18 protein-coding genes and 1 pseudogene are annotated in these 20,606 nt (G+C 44.8%); all 19 read right to left on the reverse strand.

What is annotated here, in order from left to right:
* Nucleotides 1–13: 13 nt before the first annotated feature.
* The gene (nuoH, locus tag H528_RS0107785) at nucleotides 14–1,027 is read right to left on the reverse strand and encodes an NADH-quinone oxidoreductase subunit NuoH (protein WP_084677681.1); all 1,014 of its coding nucleotides are present in this window, start codon (nucleotides 1,025–1,027) and stop codon (nucleotides 14–16) included.
* A 12-nt stretch (nucleotides 1,028–1,039) separates the two neighbouring features.
* Nucleotides 1,040–2,272, reverse strand: coding sequence for an NADH-quinone oxidoreductase subunit D (locus H528_RS0107790; protein ID WP_022853762.1), 1,233 nt, complete (start codon nucleotides 2,270–2,272; stop codon nucleotides 1,040–1,042).
* Nucleotides 2,273–2,390: 118 nt separating this feature from the next.
* Nucleotides 2,391–2,864: pseudogene (locus tag H528_RS0107795) on the reverse strand (NADH-quinone oxidoreductase subunit C); the annotation flags it as partial.
* Nucleotides 2,865–2,873: 9 nt separating this feature from the next.
* Nucleotides 2,874–3,386 carry an NADH-quinone oxidoreductase subunit B gene (locus H528_RS0107800; RefSeq protein ID WP_022853764.1) on the reverse strand — a complete coding sequence of 171 codons (513 nt, stop codon included), beginning with the start codon at nucleotides 3,384–3,386 and terminating at the stop codon, nucleotides 2,874–2,876.
* Nucleotides 3,377–3,745, reverse strand: coding sequence for an NADH-quinone oxidoreductase subunit A (locus H528_RS0107805; RefSeq protein WP_022853765.1), 369 nt, complete (start codon nucleotides 3,743–3,745; stop codon nucleotides 3,377–3,379). The genes H528_RS0107800 and H528_RS0107805 overlap by 10 nt, the downstream gene beginning before the upstream one ends.
* Nucleotides 3,746–4,297 carry a 4Fe-4S dicluster domain-containing protein gene (locus H528_RS0107810; RefSeq protein ID WP_022853766.1) on the reverse strand — a complete coding sequence of 184 codons (552 nt, stop codon included), beginning with the start codon at nucleotides 4,295–4,297 and terminating at the stop codon, nucleotides 3,746–3,748. It abuts the gene before it with no gap.
* 169 nt (nucleotides 4,298–4,466) lie between these two features.
* Complete coding sequence (locus H528_RS0107815) at nucleotides 4,467–4,991, reverse strand: 4Fe-4S dicluster domain-containing protein (RefSeq protein ID WP_022853767.1); 525 nt, start codon at nucleotides 4,989–4,991, stop codon at nucleotides 4,467–4,469.
* 42 nt (nucleotides 4,992–5,033) lie between these two features.
* A complete protein-coding gene (locus H528_RS0107820) occupies nucleotides 5,034–7,130 on the reverse strand; it encodes a molybdopterin-dependent oxidoreductase (RefSeq protein ID WP_022853768.1) in 2,097 nt (698 codons plus the stop codon).
* Between the two features lie 10 nt (nucleotides 7,131–7,140).
* Complete coding sequence (locus H528_RS0107825; protein ID WP_022853769.1) at nucleotides 7,141–7,776, reverse strand: hypothetical protein; 636 nt, start codon at nucleotides 7,774–7,776, stop codon at nucleotides 7,141–7,143.
* Between the two features lie 55 nt (nucleotides 7,777–7,831).
* Nucleotides 7,832–9,121, reverse strand: a complete 1,290-nt coding sequence (locus H528_RS0107830; RefSeq protein ID WP_022853770.1) for a sulfite exporter TauE/SafE family protein — start codon at nucleotides 9,119–9,121, stop codon at nucleotides 7,832–7,834.
* A 263-nt stretch (nucleotides 9,122–9,384) separates the two neighbouring features.
* Entirely contained in the window at nucleotides 9,385–10,779 is a 1,395-nt protein-coding gene (locus tag H528_RS0107840; protein WP_022853772.1) for a sigma-54-dependent transcriptional regulator, read from the reverse strand.
* Nucleotides 10,754–12,328: a two-component system sensor histidine kinase NtrB gene (locus tag H528_RS0107845; protein WP_022853773.1), complete on the reverse strand. Its 1,575-nt coding sequence runs from the start codon at nucleotides 12,326–12,328 to the stop codon at nucleotides 10,754–10,756. Before H528_RS0107845 ends, H528_RS0107840 begins: the two co-directional genes overlap by 26 nt.
* On the reverse strand, nucleotides 12,325–12,783 hold the full coding sequence (locus H528_RS0107850) for a hypothetical protein (protein ID WP_157608199.1): 459 nt from the start codon (nucleotides 12,781–12,783) through the stop codon (nucleotides 12,325–12,327). The genes H528_RS0107845 and H528_RS0107850 overlap by 4 nt, the downstream gene beginning before the upstream one ends.
* Nucleotides 12,784–12,875: 92 nt before the next feature.
* Nucleotides 12,876–13,508, reverse strand: a complete 633-nt coding sequence (thiE, locus tag H528_RS0107855; protein WP_022853775.1) for a thiamine phosphate synthase — start codon at nucleotides 13,506–13,508, stop codon at nucleotides 12,876–12,878.
* Nucleotides 13,498–14,298: a hydroxyethylthiazole kinase gene (gene thiM / locus H528_RS0107860; protein ID WP_022853776.1), complete on the reverse strand. Its 801-nt coding sequence runs from the start codon at nucleotides 14,296–14,298 to the stop codon at nucleotides 13,498–13,500. The genes thiE and thiM overlap by 11 nt, the downstream gene beginning before the upstream one ends.
* A gap of 303 nt (nucleotides 14,299–14,601) precedes the next feature.
* Complete coding sequence (locus H528_RS0107865; RefSeq protein ID WP_022853777.1) at nucleotides 14,602–17,274, reverse strand: UPF0182 family membrane protein; 2,673 nt, start codon at nucleotides 17,272–17,274, stop codon at nucleotides 14,602–14,604.
* On the reverse strand, nucleotides 17,274–19,214 hold the full coding sequence (locus tag H528_RS0107870) for an aconitate hydratase (protein WP_022853778.1): 1,941 nt from the start codon (nucleotides 19,212–19,214) through the stop codon (nucleotides 17,274–17,276). The genes H528_RS0107865 and H528_RS0107870 overlap by 1 nt, the downstream gene beginning before the upstream one ends.
* A gap of 11 nt (nucleotides 19,215–19,225) precedes the next feature.
* Complete coding sequence (locus H528_RS0107875) at nucleotides 19,226–20,038, reverse strand: hypothetical protein (RefSeq protein ID WP_022853779.1); 813 nt, start codon at nucleotides 20,036–20,038, stop codon at nucleotides 19,226–19,228.
* A gap of 276 nt (nucleotides 20,039–20,314) precedes the next feature.
* The coding region (locus tag H528_RS13180) for a transposase (RefSeq protein WP_022853780.1) at nucleotides 20,315–20,606 on the reverse strand (292 nt) is incomplete at its 5' end.

The following is a 20,606-nucleotide window of genomic DNA, read 5'->3' on the forward strand; positions in this document are numbered from 1 at the left end:
TTCAAAGCATCATTTAGAACAGTATCTTTATAAACCCTGTAATAACGATATTGAGAAGGGCAAGAGGAATTAAAACCTTCCAACCTAATCCCATTAACTGGTCATAACGATAACGAGGTAAAGTGGCTCTGATCCAGATATAAAAGAAGATTAAAAAGTAAACTTTCACTAAAAACCAAAAGAAAGGAATACCTGGAATCTCAAATGGACCATACCAGCCACCGAGATAGCAAACTACAGCTAAGATAGACATAACAATCATTCCGAAATATTCGGCAAGATAGAAAAGCGCAAATCTCATAGCACTATATTCCACAAAGTAACCAGCAACTAACTCGGTCTCGGCTTCGGGCAAATCAAAAGGAGTACGGTTTGTTTCAGCAACAGCTGCAATCATGAAAACAAAGAAGCCGATAATTTGTGGAATAGCATAAATTTTAAAGGGGCTTGCTATTTGGGCCTTGACGATTTCAACAAGATTCATGGAGCCGGCAAGCATCATTACACCTACCAAAGAAAGGGCCATGGCTATTTCGTAACTCACCACCTGGGCACCAGCTCTCAAGCCGCCCAAGAAGGCGTAACGGGAGTTAGAGGCCCAACCGGCCAGGATAACACCAAAAGATGAAAGTGAGCTCATGGCCAACACAACCAATAACGAAGCGTTAACATTGGTAACTACAAAGTTTTCCCAGATAGGTAGGACAGCGAGACTTGTTGCTCCTGCTACCAGACTGATAAAAGGAGCAACCATAAACACCGCACGGCTATCTACACAACTAGGCGTAATGTCTTCTTTACCTAATAATTTCAAGACGTCAGCAATGGGCTGCAGAAGCCCTCGTGGCCCTACACGATTGGGGCCTATTCGCTGCTGCATGCGGCCTATGATCTTTCGTTCAGCATAAGTAGCATAGGCCACATGCAAAAGGGCAACTACTACTATCACCAAACTCTTGAAAAGAGAAATGCCCAAATACTTCAACAAAAAGTGGTTTGCTGCCTGGTACATTCCTTGTACATCCATAGTTTTTCCCCGCTATCTGTCACATTCTCCTAAAACAATGTCTACAGAACCAATAACCGCAATAATATCTGCCACCATCTGCCCTTTACACAGGGCGGGAATAGCTGAAATGTGTACAAATGAGGGCGCTCTAATCCTCATGCGCCAAGGGTGACCAGAACCATCACTTACAATGTAAAAACCAAGCTCGCCTTTGGGCACTTCGGTAGCTACGTAGACTTCTCCCTCAGGAACAACAGGAACCTCTACCCCTTTGATGAGATATCCCCGCTTAGGATGCGGAGAAGCTTGCGGTTTTTTCAGCTTGCCAAAAGGCATAAACAAACCAGGAGCATCTTCGGCAATTACCGGCTCTCCTTCACACTCTGCGAGTTTATCTAAGCACTGGCGTATAATTTTGTTTGCTTCACGCATCTCTTTCATACGCACCCGGTACCTTGCGTACACATCGCCTTCGTACTCAACAGCCATGTCAAAATCGAGTTCATCATATATGAGATAGGGACAATTCTTGCGAAGGTCGTAGCGTACTCCTGAACCGCGCAAAGAAGGCCCGGTCAAACCAAGGTTTACCGCCTCTTCTCCAGAAATTACGCCCACACCTTTGGTTCGCTTAAGCCAAATCCTGTTCACGTCAATCAAGGTTTCGTACTCAGGAATGCGGTTTGGGAATTCTTCGGTGAAGCGGTAAAGTTCATCGATAATATGTTGCGTGAAATCTAAACGCACCCCACCAATCACAGGATACGTGTGAGTCAAACGTGCACCACAAATTTCTTCGTAAATATTTAAAAGCCACTCACGGTCACGGAAACAGTAAAGGAAAACCGTCATGGCGCCGATATCTAAAGCATGGGTAGCCAACCAAAGAAGATGGCTTGCAATACGGGCCATCTCCGCCACAATCACCCTTATAATCTGCGCCCTTCTGGGGACTTCAAGGCCCATCAATTTCTCAACTGCCAGGCAATAGCCCACGTTGTTGGCAGCAGAAGCGATATAATCCAAACGGTCTGTCAGGACGATTGCTTGAGAGTAGGTAAAAGTCTCCGAAAGCTTTTCAATGCCACGGTGGAGATAGCCTATCCGGGGATCGCAGTGAACAATATATTCGCCATCAAGCTCAAGAAAGATACGCAACACCCCGTGGGTAGCCGGGTGTTGAGGGCCCATATTAACGAGATATGGCTCTTCCCACTCCTCGGCTTCCTGCTGTTTCTGGATTATTTCAAGCGCTTGTGCCATGGCCCTCCTCCTCTTCTACTTGAGCGCTCTCTTGCGTCTCTTCGCTAAGGCCAGGTGGAATTCTCTTATACCAATCGAATTCAGCCAAACGTTTGGCTTTTTCTTTAAGTTCTTTGTATCCCTGCCATTCCTGCTCTGGCTCGGGAGACAGAGGATAATCTTTGCGCAAAGGATGCCCTGGCCAATCCTCTGGCATAAGAAGCCTTCTTAAGTCAGGATGGTTGTTAAAGGTGATGCCGAACATATCGTAAACTTCACGTTCAAACCAGTTTGCCACCTGCCAGATACAGGTCACCGAATCGATACGCGGATCATCTTCAGGAACCTGGGCTTTTACCCTCAAAAAATACCCATAACGTATGGAATAGAGGTTATAGACCACTTCAAAGCGATAGTCTTTTTTCTTGCCATGCCAATCAATGGCAGTAAGGTCTGCCAGGTGATCAAACAAAAGCTCCGGATGGTCGTGTAGAAAACGAAGAATTTCTACGATTTTTTCGCGATTAACAATAACGTAGTGCTGACCGGCAGTTTCTCCGGTTTTAACTATCTCACTAGCAAATTTTTCTTGTAACAACTCAAGCGCTCGCATATCGCCTCCTTAACGGAACATCCCCCAGCGACCATTTTCTGACCGGATTTTCTGTTGCAACTTCATTATTCCTTCAAGCAAAGCCTCTGGCCTTGGGGGACATCCCGGCACATAAACATCTACTGGCAAAAATTCATCACAGCCTTGCGCGGTGGAATAGGTTCGAAAAACCCCTCCTGAACACGCACAACTTCCCATAGCAATGACATAGCGAGGCTCAGGCATCTGGTCGTAAACACGGCGCACAATAGGCGCCATTTTTTTGGTTACAGTTCCTGCCACGATCAAAACGTCTGCCTGTCGGGGAGAAGCCCTAAAAATAATCCCAAACCTATCTAAGTCGTAATGGCTCGCACCTGTGGCCATCATTTCGATAGCGCAACAAGCAAGACCAAAAGTCATGGGCCACAAAGAACCTGTACGAGCCCAGTTAAGAAGCTTATCAAAGGTGGTAACGTAAACATCTGTCCCCGGGACTTGGCTTACCCCTTCGCTTACCTCAACCGTACCTTTTAATCCCATTGAAAAGCCCCCCTGATCCAAGCATAGAAATAAGCAACTAGGAGAAGAGCTATAAAAACTACCATCTCCACATAGGCAAAAAACCCAATCTGATCAAAGGTGGTGGCCCAAGGATAGAGAAAAACAGCTTCCACATCGAACACCACAAAGAGAATAGCAATGGCATAAAACTTAACGTCAAAGCGATGCCTGGGCTCACCTGTAGGAGGAAGTCCGCACTCGTAAGCAATGGCCTTCTCAGGATAAGGGCGTTTGGGCGCCAAAATCCAGTTGATAATGACCATGGCGGCGCCGATAGCAAAAACAATTAAAGCTGTGATCAGAATCGGGATATATTTTAAGCTTAGAGAAAGTTCCATCTACGCCCCCTGTGTTGCATTTTCAGATTCTTTTTGGGTTGCAGACTTGGCTTCAGGTTTTTTCGCACTTTTTGCTTTAGCTGGCCCCTTTTTAGCAGGCTTTTTAGGAGCCTTCTTCTCTTTGACGGTAAGCGCTCCATTTGGACAGGCTTCAACACAATAGGGTTTTTTACCAGCTTTAATGCGGTTGTAGCAAAGATCACATTTTGTCACAACCCCGGTTAAAGGATCAAAAACAGGCACTCCCCAAGGACAGGCAAAAATGCAATTGAGGCAACCTACACATAACTTCTGATCAATAAAAACTACGTCAGCAGAGGCATCGCGGTACATCGCCCCTGTAGGACAGGCATCAGCACACTTGGGCTTTTTACATTGCATACAGGAAAAGTAGGCAAAAGATTCTTTAACCTCACCATCTTTCACTACTTTCATGGAAAGGATACGACAATTAGAAATGCCGGGCGAAAACCCGTGGCCTTTATTACAGGCTTCCACACACTTCTGACAACCGTCACATTTTGAAGGATCATGCTCTATCGTGTACGGCATTTGATTGCTCCTATCTTTTTTCGATTCTATCCATAGGAAGCCTGTATTCTTTCAGTTCAATTTTGTCAAAATAAATATTGAACATTTTTTATATGGAAAAACTACGAAAATCTCTCTTATTTTCTCTTTTTTTTGAGCACTCACAAAAAATTGTGAAAATAAAATCTTTTTAGAACTCCGCTGCATGGGACACTTCATGCTTGAAGGTATCCTTTAGCCAGCGTGCCCTTTTGAGTTTGCTTGCTTCTTCAACCCTTACAAACTTAAGCGCATCCATAGGGCAGCGTGTAACACATGCCGGTTCAAGGCCTTCATCAATACGCTCAACGCAATAATCACACTTATGGATTTTGCCCTCTAGGCTATTCCATTGCGGAATACCCCAGGGACAGGCCATAATGCAAGCCCTACAACCTATACAGAGATCCGATTTAAACATAACTATGCCGTCACTTTCTCTTTTAAATAAAGCCCCTGTAGGACAGGCCTCTACACAGAAAGGCCGCTCGCAATGAAAGCAAGAATTATAAAGAAACATAAGGCGGGGCTTTCCGTGAAACATATCAGGCCCTGAACGGAAAATACGACAGTTGGCCTCGCCAAAAGGGAGCCCCTTCCAGTCCATGCAGCTCAGTTCACAGGCAAGACAACCGATACACCTGGTAGGATCATGATAAATATAGTATTTAGCCATTTTAAGCCTCCTTAAATGTTAATCTCTCTTTTATTGTGGCTCTTATTCTGAAGGTGTTACCTCTACAAAACACTCACAAAGGGCATTGGCTCCTCCTGCGGGGTCATAAACGTCAAGAAGTCCTACCTCTAGACGCTGATCAGCAACCCCGCGGTTATAGGCTCTCGTCTGCTGAGGCACTGTGCGCCCAAAACCATGGAGCATATAAACCGCCTCAGGATGAATGAGTTCTGTAGCGAAAACTTTTATTTTTTTCTCGTAATTTCCATTTTTTACGATCACGGTATCTCCGGTCTTAAGTCCCATCTCCTTAGCCACCTGGTCATTTATCCAGAGGACGTTTTCTTTGAGGTATGGGTGAAGAGCAGGATTGTTCATCCACATACCATGTGTTTGCCAGGCACACCTGCCAAAGAGGAGCCTGAACTTACCCTTAGGGGGTTTTTCGGGGGATTCATACGGCTTAAGGGAAGGAATCCCTGCTTCTTCCCATTTTTTAGCAATAATTTCAATCTTCCCAGAATCGGTTTTAAAGGGAAGCTTTTCCATGCGGTCATACCAGATAGGCTCATCAACCAGGGTAATAAAGCCTTTTTTCTGGATATCTTCTACGTTGATGCCAGTATCCTCGAGCTGTTTTTGCCAGAGGTCTTCGATGGTTTCATAGGGAAAGTGCTCGCCTTTGCCGAGACGCTTGGCAAGCTCAATGTATATCCACCAGCCAGGTTTAGTGTCATGGCGTGGTTCAATAGCCTGGGTCCTGATCCTGAAGCCAGGCTTAAGTCCCTTTTGGGTAGCAATTAGATCAGAGCGTTCAAGATACGTGCATTCAGGTAAAATGACATCGGCATATTTTGCCGTTTCACTCCAGTTAACGTCACAGACCACGAGAAGGTCTAAGTTCTTAAAAATCTCCACCTGGGCTTCGGGATCAGGTAGCCCGGTAAGAGGATCATGACGATGCACAAAATACGCTTTTATGGGATAAGGCTCCCCTGTCTTTATGGCTTCAAAGGCTCGGTGCAAAAGCCCTGGGCCTTTATTGATATACGGATATTTCCAGCCTGCACCGTCGGCACGTTTTTCTTCCACCTTGGGAAGATTTTCGCCTATGCTCTTTAAGCCTTTTTTACCTGCATCCCCAGGGCCCTTCATAAAAAATAGGCCACCAGGGACTTCTATTGCCCCCATGAGCACGTTCAAAAGATAAGTGGTCCGGCTTTCCCAAAAAGCATTAAGGTAACGCGCTCTCATCCAGCCAGGATGAAATATTACGTGAGGGGCATCCTGGGCAATCTCACGACAAAATTGGTACATTTCCTGGGCTGGAATTCCCGTTTCTTTTTCACCCCACTCAGGTGTATAAGGCTCTACGAAGTTTGCCAGCACCTCAAAGCCATTAACCCATCTATTAACAAATTTTTTGTCATAAAGTCCTTCTTTGATAATGATGTGAATCAAAGTAAGGTTGAGAGCATAGTCTGTTCCTGGTCTTATTTTCCACCAGCGGGTGGCTTTTGAGGCGGTAACGCTATACCGCGGGTCAATGTAGGTAAGTCTGGCACCCTTGTCCAAAGCATCCAAAACTGCCTTGGTAGTTTTTATCTTTATGGCTTCCATGATATTTCTGCCATAAAGAACAATATGCTTGGCGTTGCGGTAATCGTAATTAAGGGTCTTGCGCCCAAAACCAAAAAGGGACAAAGCTGCGTGGTTTACAGAAACAGCACAGGTCACGTCGTGGTTGCAATAATTCGGTGAACCTATGGCCTTGAGAAAGGCCTTTCGGTACTCGCCAAAAGGCCCTCCTCGGTCACTTAAAAGAACTGCCCGCCCCCCGTACTGATCAATTATGCCCTTTAGTTTTTCAGCCACATAAGAAAGCGCCTCGTCCCAACTGACACTACGCCAGCGCCCAGAGCCCCGCTCTCCGTCTCTTATCAGAGGAGAAAGAGGCCTTTCAGCATCATTTAATAAGGTGCGTCCCGCAATACCTTTGGCACAAATTCCTGTGCCTATGCCCTTGTCGTGGGGATTTCCCGAAATCCATAAAACATTGTTGCCTTCTACTTCTACGGCAATAGGACACCTAACCGAACACATCCCACATATGGAATAAACAGTCTTTTTTTCACCCATGACATCCCCCTTACGCTTTTTGCTGCATTATATTTTTATGTCTGGCTTTTGAAGCCTTAATTTTTTCTTCTAAAATGTCAGCCAGACTCTTCATCTCTTTTACAACTTCACTACTCTCTCGCATTATACGGTCAAAATCTTTAAATAAAGGCAATTTATGTTTGATTTTTTTGAAAAGCCAGTAAGAAGGCAAATATAAGACGACAAAAGTAAAAATATAACTAACACTGGCACCCACACCTGGAACAATAAAGGGCAAGGGAAACTCAATTCCTCCAAAACGGAACTGCATCCAAGCTAGAACAAAAGGAATAGGAACCAGAAAAGCAGCGGAGTGGGCAATTGTTAGAAAAAAAAGCTTCCCGTAAACATCATTAGCTTCTTTATTAAAGGTATGATAAGCTTCCGTATCACCTTTCTTCACCGCCTCAACAGAAAGATTATTCCAATGAACTAAGTCATTTGTAAGCTTTTTGACATAATTGCGGTTCGCATAAAAAGCAATCCCAACTAAAAACTCTCCAATAATGACACAAATTATTGCTAACAAAAAAGTTCCCAAAAAATATGCCAAGACAGGATCACTAAGTAGTTGGTAAAAGGGCAAAAAAATCTTGTCTAAGTAAACAAGCCAGTGGGTATACATAACATCCTCCTAAAATAAGGCGAGGGGCACAAAATGCCCCTCGCAAGGCCAAGGTTTAATAAGGAGGTACGATGCTCTTTCCTAAGAAACCCTTTGAAGTGTAACGGAGACCAACGTAGATTGCGAGCACTACAAAAAGTCTCTTAAGCCAGATGTCAGGGATATATTTCTGGGTACGAGGACCAATCATGGACCCAATAAAGATACCCACCAGCTCTGTGCCAATAAGAGGCCACCAGACCTGAACACCTTTAAGAAGCATGTACGTACAAATACCCATGATCATTTTGATTAGCACCACAAAAGCTGAAGTGCCGGCAACAATAAACATGGGAAGCTTTACTATGTCGGTCATAAAAGGAACGAGCAAGAAACCACCGCCGATGCCCAAGAAAACAGCAATGGTGGCAATTACCAAACCACCAAAGGCGGCAAGCAGAGGATTGAAGCGGAACTCAACGCCGTAGAAGGTAAACACGCAATTGGTAAGACCAAAAGATACCACTTTAACGCCATCGGCAGCATCGCCCTTTTTGGCTGCTTCTTCAAAACGCTTAGCAGCTTCGCGAGCTGCTTTTCGTTTGGCACGGGCGCGTTCTGTAGTTCCGTAAAACATAAAGCCTGCCACCGCAAAAACAGCCAGACCAAAGTATCCGATATAGGCTTTAAGGCTTATCTTGCCCGCGGTGAGTTCAGCAATACCAAAAGCACCACCTACCGCACCTACTGCCAAAGCGATAGCAAGGGGCCAAACAATGCGCTTCATTTTCCAGTAGTTCACCGCGGAAACAAGCGCACTTAGACCAACCAAAAACATGTTAGATACGCGGATGGTATCGGTAAGGAATTTATTGAGGGCAGGATTGGTCTTTTTAAAGCTTTTGGCAAAGTTTGCCAGGCCAAAAATAGTGATATGGCCAACACCAGCCATGATGCCGCCAAAAGCACCCACGGTGGAAAAAATCCAGCCTACCCAGATGGCCCATAAAAGACCGCCAATAGGACTAGGCTTTGGACCACCGGGAATTCCAAGATAACCTTTAGGAGCGTTAGGATCAATACATCCTGTGGTACAAGTGGGCGTGCAAACAGGTGTTTTCGCAATAATCTTTCCCAGCTTTCCTTTAAGCCCTAGGTCATCATTTAAGAGAACGTTACACGCCTGGGCACCAGCCGCAGCTTTAGCAGCTACGGCACCCTGGGCCGCAGCCTTTTGGGCCTCAGCGGCCATCTTTTGGGCTTCTTCCGAGGCCTGAACCCCAGAATAAAGGCAATAAATCCAAGCTACCACCAAAAAAATGAAAAAAGGCATTAAAAACTTACGAAACTTTTTTAAACTTTCCATTACCCCCTCCTAATTTCATTGATCTTTTGAAAGAATCTCCATAACCTGATAAGCCGCAGGATTTACTTTATAGATGCCTTTTCACCTCCTTTTCTTAATTTTGTGCAAGGCATTGAGCTTTACTGATAGTGGTCTGCAAAAGAAGGGCCAAACAAATGTGAGTTTTTTCTTCACAAAATCAGGGAGAAAAGGGGCTTTTTTGATAAGCATTTGAGGACTGCAACAAAAATAGCTGCAACTTTTTTGTTGCAGTGCCACAAAAATTATTCTTTGCGGAAATCGCTGGACTTGATCTGAAGTTGCCGCATCAAGCGCTGAAAAGCTTGACGCTCAAGGCCTGCCATACGAGCAGCTTGAGTTACATTACCTCTCGTCTTTAAAAGAAGCTCTTCTACATAACGGCGGGAAAAGCTTTCTAACAGTTCTTTTTTGGCCTGAGAATAAGGTTTTTCAAGGTAGAGGCTAAAATAATCAACCTGGATGGGGAGAGTCTTTTCTGAAAAGTCTTGAGAGGTGATAGTGTCTCCCCTACAAAGCAAAACAGCTCTGCGCACGGCATTTTGCAGCTCGCGCACGTTCCCTTTCCAAGGGCGATTAACCAAATAATCAAGTGCTTCCGAGCTAAAGCTTAGCCCTTCTTTTCCGTATTTTTCGCTATACTTATGCAAAAAATAGTTAGCAAGGGGCAAGATATCTTCTTTGCGTTCGCGCAAGGGCGGCACGTATATAGTTACGACATTTAAACGATAAAATAAATCTTCACGAAAGGCTCCCTGGGACATCTTTTCTTCTAAGTCCTGGTTAGTTGAAGCGATAACTCTTGCGTCTACCGGGATGGTCTTAGTAGAACCAAGGGGCCTTATTTCTTTTTCCTGCAAAACGCGCAAAAGCTTGGTTTGCACTGATGGGGAAATATCTCCTATTTCATCCAAAAAAATAGTAGAACCGTGGGCTACCTTAAAAAGCCCGTCATGATCTGCCGTGGCCCCGGTAAAGGCACCTTTTACGTAGCCAAAGAGTTCTGACTCAAGAATGTGTTCTGGAACCGCAGGGCAATTAACAGTTATCATTTCTTTGTCGCGCCGATTACTCAACTGGTGAATAGCCCGGGCAATTAATTCTTTGCCTGTCCCTGATTCTCCCCTGATAAGCACCGTGACATCACTGGGAGCAATGCGTTCAACCATCTCTAGAACCCGCTTTATTGCTGGAGAATCTCCGATAATACCAAGCTTTTCCCGGGCATAGCTTGCAATCTCTGTCTTTAAATGGAGGTTTTCCCGCAAAAGCTTTGTTCTTTCGATAGCCCTTTTAACAACATGAAGTATATGATCGCTGTCGAAAGGTTTTTGAATAAAGTCATAAGCTCCGTCTTTTAAAGCTTGTACGGCCATTTCAATGGTGCCGTAACCAGTTATAAGGATAACCGAGATAGTATGGTCAAATTGTTTGATTTGCTTAAGTAATGCCAGCCCGTCGATACCCGCCATCTTGATGTCCGTGACCACGACATCTGGTGAAAAAGAGGAAAGTTTCTCTAAGGCTTCTTCTCCAGAAAGACATGGCTCAACTTCGGCTTCAGGAATCTGCCGGAACAAACGCAAAAGCATACGAGTCATATGAGGTTCGTCATCAACCACTAAAATGCGCGGATTCATTGCTCTCTCCACGATAAATTGGCAACTTAATCACAAAAACTGTATTTAACTTATATGAAAGGTGTTTTTCTTCCTTCGGAGGAGAAAAGACTTCTATCTTCCCCTCGTGGTCTTCAATGATCCCATAAGAAACAGATAACCCTAACCCGGTTCCCTTACGAGGCGCCTTGGTGGTAAAGAAAGGATCAAAGATTTTGTCCTTTATATCTGGTGGAATTCCGCTTCCTGTATCCCCTATTTCTACAAAAACGTAATCTTTTTCAGCAAAGGTCCATATATGGATTTCACCGTCTTTTTCTATGGCATCACGGCTGTTATTCAAAAGATTTACAAAAACCTGCCTTAATTGGTCTTCGTTACCCAAAATTTCAGGAAGATCAGGAGTTAAATAGAGTTTAATTTCAATTCTATCGAGTTCAAAGGTATGGCGCACCATATCAACTGTTTGGACAATACAATCATTAATGCAAAGCGGCTTTTTTAAGCGCGAAACATTAGAAGACCGCGCAAAACTTAGCAGATCAGCTACTATTTTCTTGCACACCTCCGCCTGAGACTCAATAATTTCAAGTTCTTCGGCAACCTCAGGTTGATCTTTAAAATCTTTTTTAAGCATTTGGGCGTAACCAAGGATTATACCCAAAGGGGTATTGATTTCGTGGGCAACACCTGCGGCAAGTTGCCCCAAAGAAGCCATTTTTTCAGAATAAATGAGTTTTTCTGTCATTTTGCGGTAGTTAGTAATGTCTTTAGCAATTCCTTCACAGCCTATTTTGCAGCCCGATTCTCCTTCAATAGCGTTAGCAGTAATGATCACATATCTCTCTCCACCGCCTTTAGTGATCCAGCGGGTCTCAAAGTCTTTTATGAACCCTATTTTGCAGGTAGCCACCAAATATTTTTGCCAGTCTTCATCTTCAGCAAAAAAGGTCCACATAGGTTTACCAATTAACTCTTCTTTGCTCTGATATCCCAAAAGCTTTACCCCGCTGGGGTTAATATCTGAGATGCGCCCCTCGGCATCACAAAAGAATATTACCTCCCCTGAATTCTCAAAAAGCCTTCGGAATTTTTGCTCGGAGGCTAGTAACTCTTGGGTACGCTTACGGACCTTTTCTTCAAGAGTTTGATGGAGTTCGCGAAGCTCTCTATTGGCAGCTTCTAATTCTTCTTTGGCCCTTTTGAGACGCTCGGCATCTGCGCGCACCAAAGCAATAATTTGTCCCACATTGGGATAAACAAAAGAAAGAACAGCTACCACCACAAAACAAATGCTATTTAAACTACCAGAAATAGGCGCAAGGGCACGCCACCATTCTGTCACTCCTGCGTAAACAAAAACAAAACGCAACATATGCCCGATACTTCTCGATATAGAAAAGGCCACAAAGGCCGTAGAAAGACCAAAAAGATACATAAAGAAAACACTTTCAGGGTTTTCTCTCTTGAGTTGAAGGGCGTAACGAAAGGTCGTAAAAGAAAGAAGGAGCATCAAAAAAGAGCCTACAAAATCTACCGAATATACTGGAAAAAGAGGAAGAGCTTTCATAATCGTTCCAATGGCTGCTTTCCTTGGGCTTTATAGAAGTGGCGAAGACTTTGCATTAAAAAGAACATGGCAGGAACACACAAAAGATGATCAAAATGGGTAATGTAAAAAGCCAGGCGTTCCCAATCAAAAGGCCCTAAAAGCAAATGGTCAAAGGGATTAGGAGGCAAATAAAGGGCCTCGTGGGGAAGTCTTCTTTTCAAAATATGAGCTGCCATGGCATCTAAGTTCCACAAAATAAAGAAGACCAGAGAGAGACGAAAATAACGCCAGGCCTTTTTATTTTCGCCACCTTCTTTACGCAGCCAGAACAGCAAAAAAAGAATAGCCGCTATAAAAAAGACATGTGCCAGGTTGTGAGTGTAGTAGCCTTCCGGGGGGCCATGGACCTGTACGGCAAAAACATTACCTGTACTTATAAGAAAAATAGTAAAAAAAATGGACAACAACCGCATCGGAATAATTTTACTCAAAAAGGAAGATTATTAAAAGAACGAGGCTTCTCAGCAACCCAATGATCGGTATTCTGATTTTTGTTAAGGCTATTTTAGCTATATGCCTTTACATAGGCATCAACTATCTTCCTCATCTCTTCGGTTGCCCTTTTCACATCAGGAGCTCCCACAATAGCTGATATAACCGCTATCCCACTAACGCCTGTCTTGAGAACTTCCTCTAAGTTTTGATAGTTTATTCCACCGATCGCTACCACTGGAATCTTGACGGATTCAACTACTTTTCTCAATCCTTCCAACCCCAGAACTTTAGCATCTTTTTTTGTATTCGTTGGAAAGACTGCGCCAGCACCGAGGTAGTTTGCTCCCTCTTTTTCTGCCAACAAAGCTTCCTCTAGACAGTAAACCGAAGCTCCAATGATCAAATTTGGGGCTAGTTCCCTGGCCATAGAGATTGGCATATCATCTGGTCCTAATTGAACACCGTCCGCATCAGTTGCTAGAGCAATATCAAGTCTGTCATCCACAAAAAAAAGTGCATTATATTCTTTGGTCAGCTTCCGGAGCTTTTTTCCGATCTCTATCATTTCCCTGGTTGGAGCATCTTTAATTCTCATTTGTATTGCGGTGGCACCACCTGCAAGAACATCTTTTGCGGTTTCTACTTCGTCCCTAAGATTTCTCTCGGTAATCACATAAAGTTTGAGCTTTTGTCTAAGGTCCAATTTCCGTCACCTTACCCATTTTGTTAATGAGATCGACATCAATTTTGTAAAGCCAATCGTAGAGTTTTACGTGAAAGCTACCCAGATATTTTGCCTCTTCATAAGCTTTCTCAGCTACAATTCCAAAAGAAACCAAAGCCGATACAGCGGCTTTCAAAGGTTCTTCAACTGCTACAAAGGCGCCAATGAGTGCACTAACCATACATCCTGTTCCGGTGACTCTCCCAAGCATCTCATGCCCGTTATATATCGCATAACTTTTTTTGCCATCGCTCACATAATCAACAGGCCCTGTGATAACTACAACTGTATCAAATTCTTTAGCGGCAGTTAGCACAAGCGTCTTTGCTTTATCCTCTTCATATATTGCGGAATCAACGCCTCTTGTCTTTCCATGCTCACCAAGCAATGCGGCTATCTCCCCAAAATTTCCGCGAAGAACAGCTATGTCTCCGTATTCAATAAGCTTTAACGATGTTTCAGTTCGCAGCTTGGTAGCTCCCGCACCAACGGGATCAAGGACTGTGTTTTTTCCTAACGCTTTGGCAAGCTTAACAGCTTTTTCCATAGAGTTAAGCCAGTTGTCGTCAAGTGTTCCAATATTTATCACAAGGGAGTCTGCAATCTTTAGCATGTCTTCGAGTTCATTTTGGGCATGTGCCATTACAGGAGCAGCTCCAATGGCGAGAAGAGCATTGGCAGTTGTGTTCATAACCACAAAGTTTGTAATGTTTTGAACAAGTGGCCTTTTCTCTCTAACTTTTTCCAATGATTTAGCGAACCATTCCACGCTATCACCTCCAAAACAGGAAAACTTTTATCCGGAAGCTTTACAACATATTACTAGGAGCGTAAAAAAGACGACAACTTGAACAATGTCATTTCGAGCGAAGCAACCTAGATCCCTTACCGTGTTCGGAACAGGGATTGCGTGGGCGTACAAGTCTCCTTGCGATGACACCTTGTCGGATAAAACATGCTCCCATTAAGACACTTTTTCATGTTTTTCGTTGTGAGCAATCGCTCATAACGGTAACAGGAACGAATCCCTCAGAAACTGCAACACGGATCTTGGCAATTTTGTAAAGGTTTCTTACTTCTTTTCTTCTAAAAGTTCGCCCATCTTGCGCCACAGGCGGCCGAATTCTTCAAGGTTGCCTTTTTTAAGGGCTTCTTCTGCCTGAAGATAAAGTTCAAAAATAGGCTTTAGAGCAGGAACAAGTTGTTTTTCAAGGCGCTCTGCCTGGGCGGGGGTCTTTTTCTTAATCTCACCAAAAATGGCGTTCAGAGCCTCGTCCAAAGTCCTTTCCATGCGGATTTCATTCTCATAAGCCACAATGACCCGCTTAAGCTCTGGGATCTGACCAGCTTCCGCCTTGAGATAAAGGGGTTGCACGTAAAGGAGATTTCCCTCTATCGGTATAATAAGGAGGGTTCCCAGGATAACCCTGCTTCCCCGCTGGTCCCAAAGGGAAAGCTGGCGCGAGATCTCAGGGTCTTGGTTTATGCGGCTTTCTATTTGCTGCGGCCCATAAACAAGTTTTTGTTTGGGGAAACGATAAACCAGCATTTGACCGTAATTTTCAGGATCACAGCGCACGCACATCCAGGCAGCAAGATTATGCTTCTTGGCGGGATTAAAAGGAATCATGAGAATAAACTCAGCCCTTTTCTCGCCGGGAAGCTTCATAATGGTATAATAGGGCTTCATGTAACGGCCGTCGCCTTTTAGGCTACGTGGTATTTCCCATAAATCTTCCCGGTTATAAAACACCCGCGGATCCTCCATGTGATAAGCCCCAAAGAGCCTTGCCTGTAAAAAGAAAAGTTTGTGCGGATAGCGAATATGTTTTCTAAGATCTGGAGCAAGCTCGTTTATGGGCTGAAACATGCCCGGGAAAATTTTGGCATAGGTTCTGATGATAGGGTCATGAGGGTCTTTGAGATAAAAAGAGATAGTTCCGTTATAGGCATCTACCACCGCAAGCACGGAATTGCGCACGTAATTGCCAACGCCTTCAACTCTTCGCGCATAGGGATAACGATTAGAAACTGTGTAGCCATCAACAAACCAGAAAAGGTGCCCTTCTTTGCTAATTACCAGATAAGGATCCGTATCAAAGATGATAAAAGGGGCGGCCTTGCGCACCCTTTCTGCCACAGACCGGTAATAAAGGATTTTACTCTCAGAAGTAATATCCCCTGAAAGAAGAATCTTGCTTGAGCCAAAGCGCATGGTAAAAAGAAGCCGCCTTAAAGGGCTTCCCACCTTAACACCTGTCTTTCCGTTATAGCTAGTGTAGACGTTTTTCTCCCCTGCGGGATAATCAAATTCCCTGGCTTTAGTACGCACAATGACATATTCATTAGAAATCTCGCCAAAATAAATGGCGGGTTGGGTTATTTTGATATCGCATTCCGAAACAGGAGGAATGTCTTTAATCAAAAGCTTGGGGAGCCCTTCTTCGGTCACTTCGTTCACTACGCCAAGGGTCAAACCATAGCCGTGGGTATAAACCAGTCGTTCATTTATCCATGACCTGCTGGGAAGGTCTTCATAAGATAACTCACGCGCTGAAAGCATTACCTGGCGAAGTTCGTTGTTTATTTGATAGCGGTCGTTATCAACAGAAATAAACTTATAGTAAGTACGGATCTCTTGGATCTGGCTAAAGGTATCAAGCAGAGGCTCATGGTCCCAGAGCCTGATGTTTTTAATGGTGTCCTGATTACGGGCAAGTATTTCTTTGGTAAGAGGTGGGCCAAATTTAAATTCCTGCTCATCAACCTTATCAAGCCCAAAGGCCTCACGGGTAGCAGCTATTTCGTAAGCCAGATATTTTTTTTCTCTTTCAAGTTCATTAGGCTGGACAATATAGCGGTGCACTACTCCTGGCAAAAAGTTGAGCCCCACAAAATAAAGCCCGGCATACGCGATAATCAAACCAAATAGGATTTCCTTACGCGGCCTGAACACAAAAATTGCCGAAAGTACCGCTGCAGCAAGAGAAACGAAAACCAAAGCGTTTAAAACCGGAAGCACTACTTTTGCTTCGGTGAAGCCTGCGCCAAAAACAACCCCTCTTTCATCGAAAAGAAGATCAGCCCTATCAAGCCAAAGATCAAAGGCCAGGCGCAGGAAAAAAAGCGCAAGCATTAAAGCAAGATAACGCCTAAAAGGAGTAGTGAGGATAAGTTTTTTCTCATAGGAGGTCTTAATGTGCCCAAGAACTAAAAAGATAAAAAGGCCAAAGCCGGCACAAAGAACCCAAAGGGCAAAAGTTAGGTTTGCCAGATAACGCAAAAAGGGAAGGCGAAAAACATAAAACGAAATATCAAGCCCAAGGAGTGGGTCGGTTTTGCCAAAAGGCGTTGCCTTCACAAAAAGAAGCGCATCTTCCCAAAAGGGCATGGCCGAAAGGCCGAGCATAATCGCCAAAAAAAGCGCTAAAACTTTGAGAAAAAGTCTAAACTTTTCCCCAAGCCATACCCTAAAGCGTGGATCAAAAAAGTCTGCAAAGGCCCCGCCTTTTGAGGCTGATTGATGAACAAGGCGTCCGTTTAGATAAAAAAGCCCGCCCACAAAGGCAGCAACGACAAAGAAAAGCAGACTTTGGAGCCAGAACTTGAGCAAGAAGACCCGTTCAAAGCCGAGATCGTGAAACCAAAGATAATCGGTATAAACCCCTACAAAGGGCCTACCAAGTAAAATAAAAAGCCCCAAAAGGGCAAACGCCAAAAGAATAAGCCGGTTTACGATACGCATTAATCTTCCTTAGCTAAATTTAGTAGTGAGCCTGCAAGAATTATCTTGCGGTCTCTTTCGGTAAGGTCGATCTTCCCTTTGATGATACCCTTGCCAGGGATTTCGATGTCAATCTCAGTAGCCCCTGAAGCCAAAACCTCTCGCACGTTTTTGAAGACAAGCACATCACCTTGGTTGATCTTTTCGTAATCTTTAGGATCAGCAAAAGTAACAGGCAAGATGCCAAAGTTAATCAAATTGGCCTTGTGAATTCTGGCAAAACTTTTGGCAAGCTTAGCCCGCACCCCTAGGTATCGTGGCGCAAGGGCTGCGTGTTCCCGAGAAGATCCCTGACCGTAGTTTTCACCACCAACTACCGCTACCCAGGTGCCCTTTTCCTTAAGCTCAAGGGCCTTTTTCGCAAAATCAGGATCAATAGCCGAGAAAACATATTGGCTGATAGCAGGAAGATTGCTACGCAGGGGAAGGATTTTGGCCCCTGCAGGCATGATGTGGTCGGTAGTAATGTTATCTCCAACTTTTAAGAGGACCTGGCAGCGCAACTCCTCAGGCATAGGCTCAAAAGCTGGAAGCGGAACGATATTCGGCCCGCGGATAATTTCCACCTTGCTTGCTTCCTCTTCAGGAAAAGGCGGCAGCAAAAGGGCATCGTTAATAATAAAACGCTCAGGAAGTTCTATTTCAGGATAGGCGCCAAGTTTGCGCGGATCAAAAAATTCCCCATGAAGGGCCGCCGCCACCGCCACTTCAGGGCTTACGAGATATACCTGGTCGTTTTTGGTACCAGAACGCCCAGGAAAGTTACGGGTAAAAGTGCGCAAAGAAATAGTCCCTGTAGCAGGGGCCTGGCCCATACCAATGCAGCCCAGGCAGCCTGATTGATGAATGCGGGCCCCTGCGTGGATAAGATCCTGCAAGGCGCCTAAAACATCGAGATTTTCAAGCACCTGTAAAGACCCAGGGTTAATCTCAAAAGAAACCGAAGGATGAACCTTTTTGCCCTTAAGTGCCTTGGCCACCACCAGAAGATCACGCAAGGAAGAATTAGCGCAGGACCCCACAATGACCTGGGCCACAGGGAGCCCCTCAAGCTCAGCCACAGGTTTTACGTTGTCAGGAGAAGACGGACATGCGGCCAAGGGCTCAAGACTTGAGAGGTCAAGTTCGATTATTTCGTCATATTGGGCGTCAGGGTCAGGGAGAAGCTCCTGCCATTCTTCATCACGCCCCTGGGCAATAAGCCAGGCACGGGTAACCTCATCGGAGGGGAAAACCGTGGTGGTAGCTCCCATTTCAGTACCAAGATTGGCAATGGTAGCCCGGTCTGGCACCGAAAGACTTGCTAAGCCCTCGCCGAAATACTCAAGAATTTTGCCAAGCCCGCCTTTTACCGTAAGTTTTCTAAGCATCCAGAGAGCAACATCCCTTGCAGAAACCCAGGGAGGAAGCTTGCCTTTCAGGTGAATACCAACAATACGGGGCATAATCAGGTGAAAGGGCTTTCCTGCCATGGCCATAGCCACGTCAAGCCCCCCTGCCCCAATGGCAAGCATAGCACAGCCACCAGCCGTGGGGGTGTGTGAGTCTGAACCAAGTAAAGTTTTCCCTGGGCGGGCAAAGCGTTCTAAATGGACTTGATGGCAGATACCATTTCCCGGCCTTGAAAACCACAGGCCATATTTGGCAGCAATGCTTTGGAGAAAGCGATGGTCATCAGCATTGCGAAAGTCTGTTTGCAAAAGATTGTGGTCCACATATGAGACTGAAAGCTCGGTCTTCACCCGCGGGATACCAATAGCTTCAAACTCAAGGTAAGCCATGGTGCCGGTGGCATCCTGCGTAAGGGTCTGGTCAATCTTGATGGCAATGGGAGTGCCCCTTTCAAGAGAGCCTGAAACAAGATGTGATTCAATCAGTTTTTCAGCAACGGTAAGTCCCATAATTCTCCTCCTCATGATACAGGTATAAGGCCAAAAGGCTCAGGATAAATTTTTTTTAGTTCCTCTAGAAGCGAAAAACTAGCCTCTTTCAAAGGATGGTTTTCTTGCGCAAGAAAACGGGTCAAAAAAGGCATGTATTGGATCAAAGGCTGGTAAATAAAGCCAGAGGTTGCCACTGCCTGGGGATACATTTCCGGCAAAGGCTCTAAATCGTTAAAAACAGAGACAACCCTGGTTAAAAGGTTTTTGTCAAAGGGATTGGCAAGACAATATGTTTTGGGATTTTCGCCGGTGATAAGGGGTTTAGTTTCAGCCTGGTAAAAAAATAAAAGATGCCCTTTAGCCACCAGAAATTCAGTCAGGAAGTAAAGATGTCTCAGTTTAACTGCTAATTCTAGTTCGTTTAGTTCGCTTTGAGACAGGGCACGAAAATTTATACCAATAGGAGGAACAATGCCCCTTTTGGGCCAAAGATCTTTAAAAAATTCCGGATAGTTTTCACAGAGAAAAGTAAGTAAGGCTTTGGCTACTTTTTGCTCCTTGAGCTCTTGATAAAGGAGTCTAAAGTCGAGCAAGGTTCCTGAAAGGAGATAACGTTTTCTTTCGATTTTGTCGATATTTATGCGGCATGGCTGCTGCTCAAGGAACTTGTAAAAAGGTGTCTCGCTATCCAAGGTAAGCTCAAGCACAAGACTAGTCAGAGAAAAAAAGATCTCGTCATCGGAAAATTTTTGGACAAAAACCTCGATAGCTTCTTTGGGATTATTTGGTTTAGGCTGGAACTCAAAAACACGCAAAACCGGCTTTTTTACTTCGATATCCATAGCGGGCTAAATTAGCATTCTTTTTTGTATTTGACGAGGGTTTATAGAGGAAAACACTTGTCACGATGCATCATCAACTTTTTAGGACAAAGCTATTCTTAGGAGCGGGCAACACTTGAACAAAGTCATGGTGAGCAAAGTGAAGCAATCTAGATCCCTCTCTGCTGTGTTCGGGACAGGGATCACTTCGGCGTGCGATAGCACGCCTCGTGATGACGGTGTAGCTGGGATCGCGCGCGGGCGTACCAGTCGCCTCGCGAGATACTGTGGATTTTGTCAAGCCATTTGCAACTGCAACTCCTCCATCGCTTTCTTATACTTGGCAAACGCAAATAACAGGAGCTTACGCGCACAGGCCGTCACCGCTACCTTTTTCGGCTTACCTTTCTTCACCAATCTGTCGTAAAATTCCCTCAATACCCCTTTACCGCTCGCTATCGCACTAAGGGCTCCCATGTAAAGTAGTCCCCTTAGCCTCTTGTCCCCCTTCTTGCTTATCTGCGCCGCCTTCTTCGTATTCCCTGATTCTTTGGTCTCAGGATCTAATCCCACAAGCGCCACCGCTTCT

The sequence above is a fragment of the Thermodesulfatator atlanticus DSM 21156 genome (assembly GCF_000421585.1).
In the GTDB taxonomy this organism is placed as follows: domain Bacteria; phylum Desulfobacterota; class Thermodesulfobacteria; order Thermodesulfobacteriales; family Thermodesulfatatoraceae; genus Thermodesulfatator; species Thermodesulfatator atlanticus.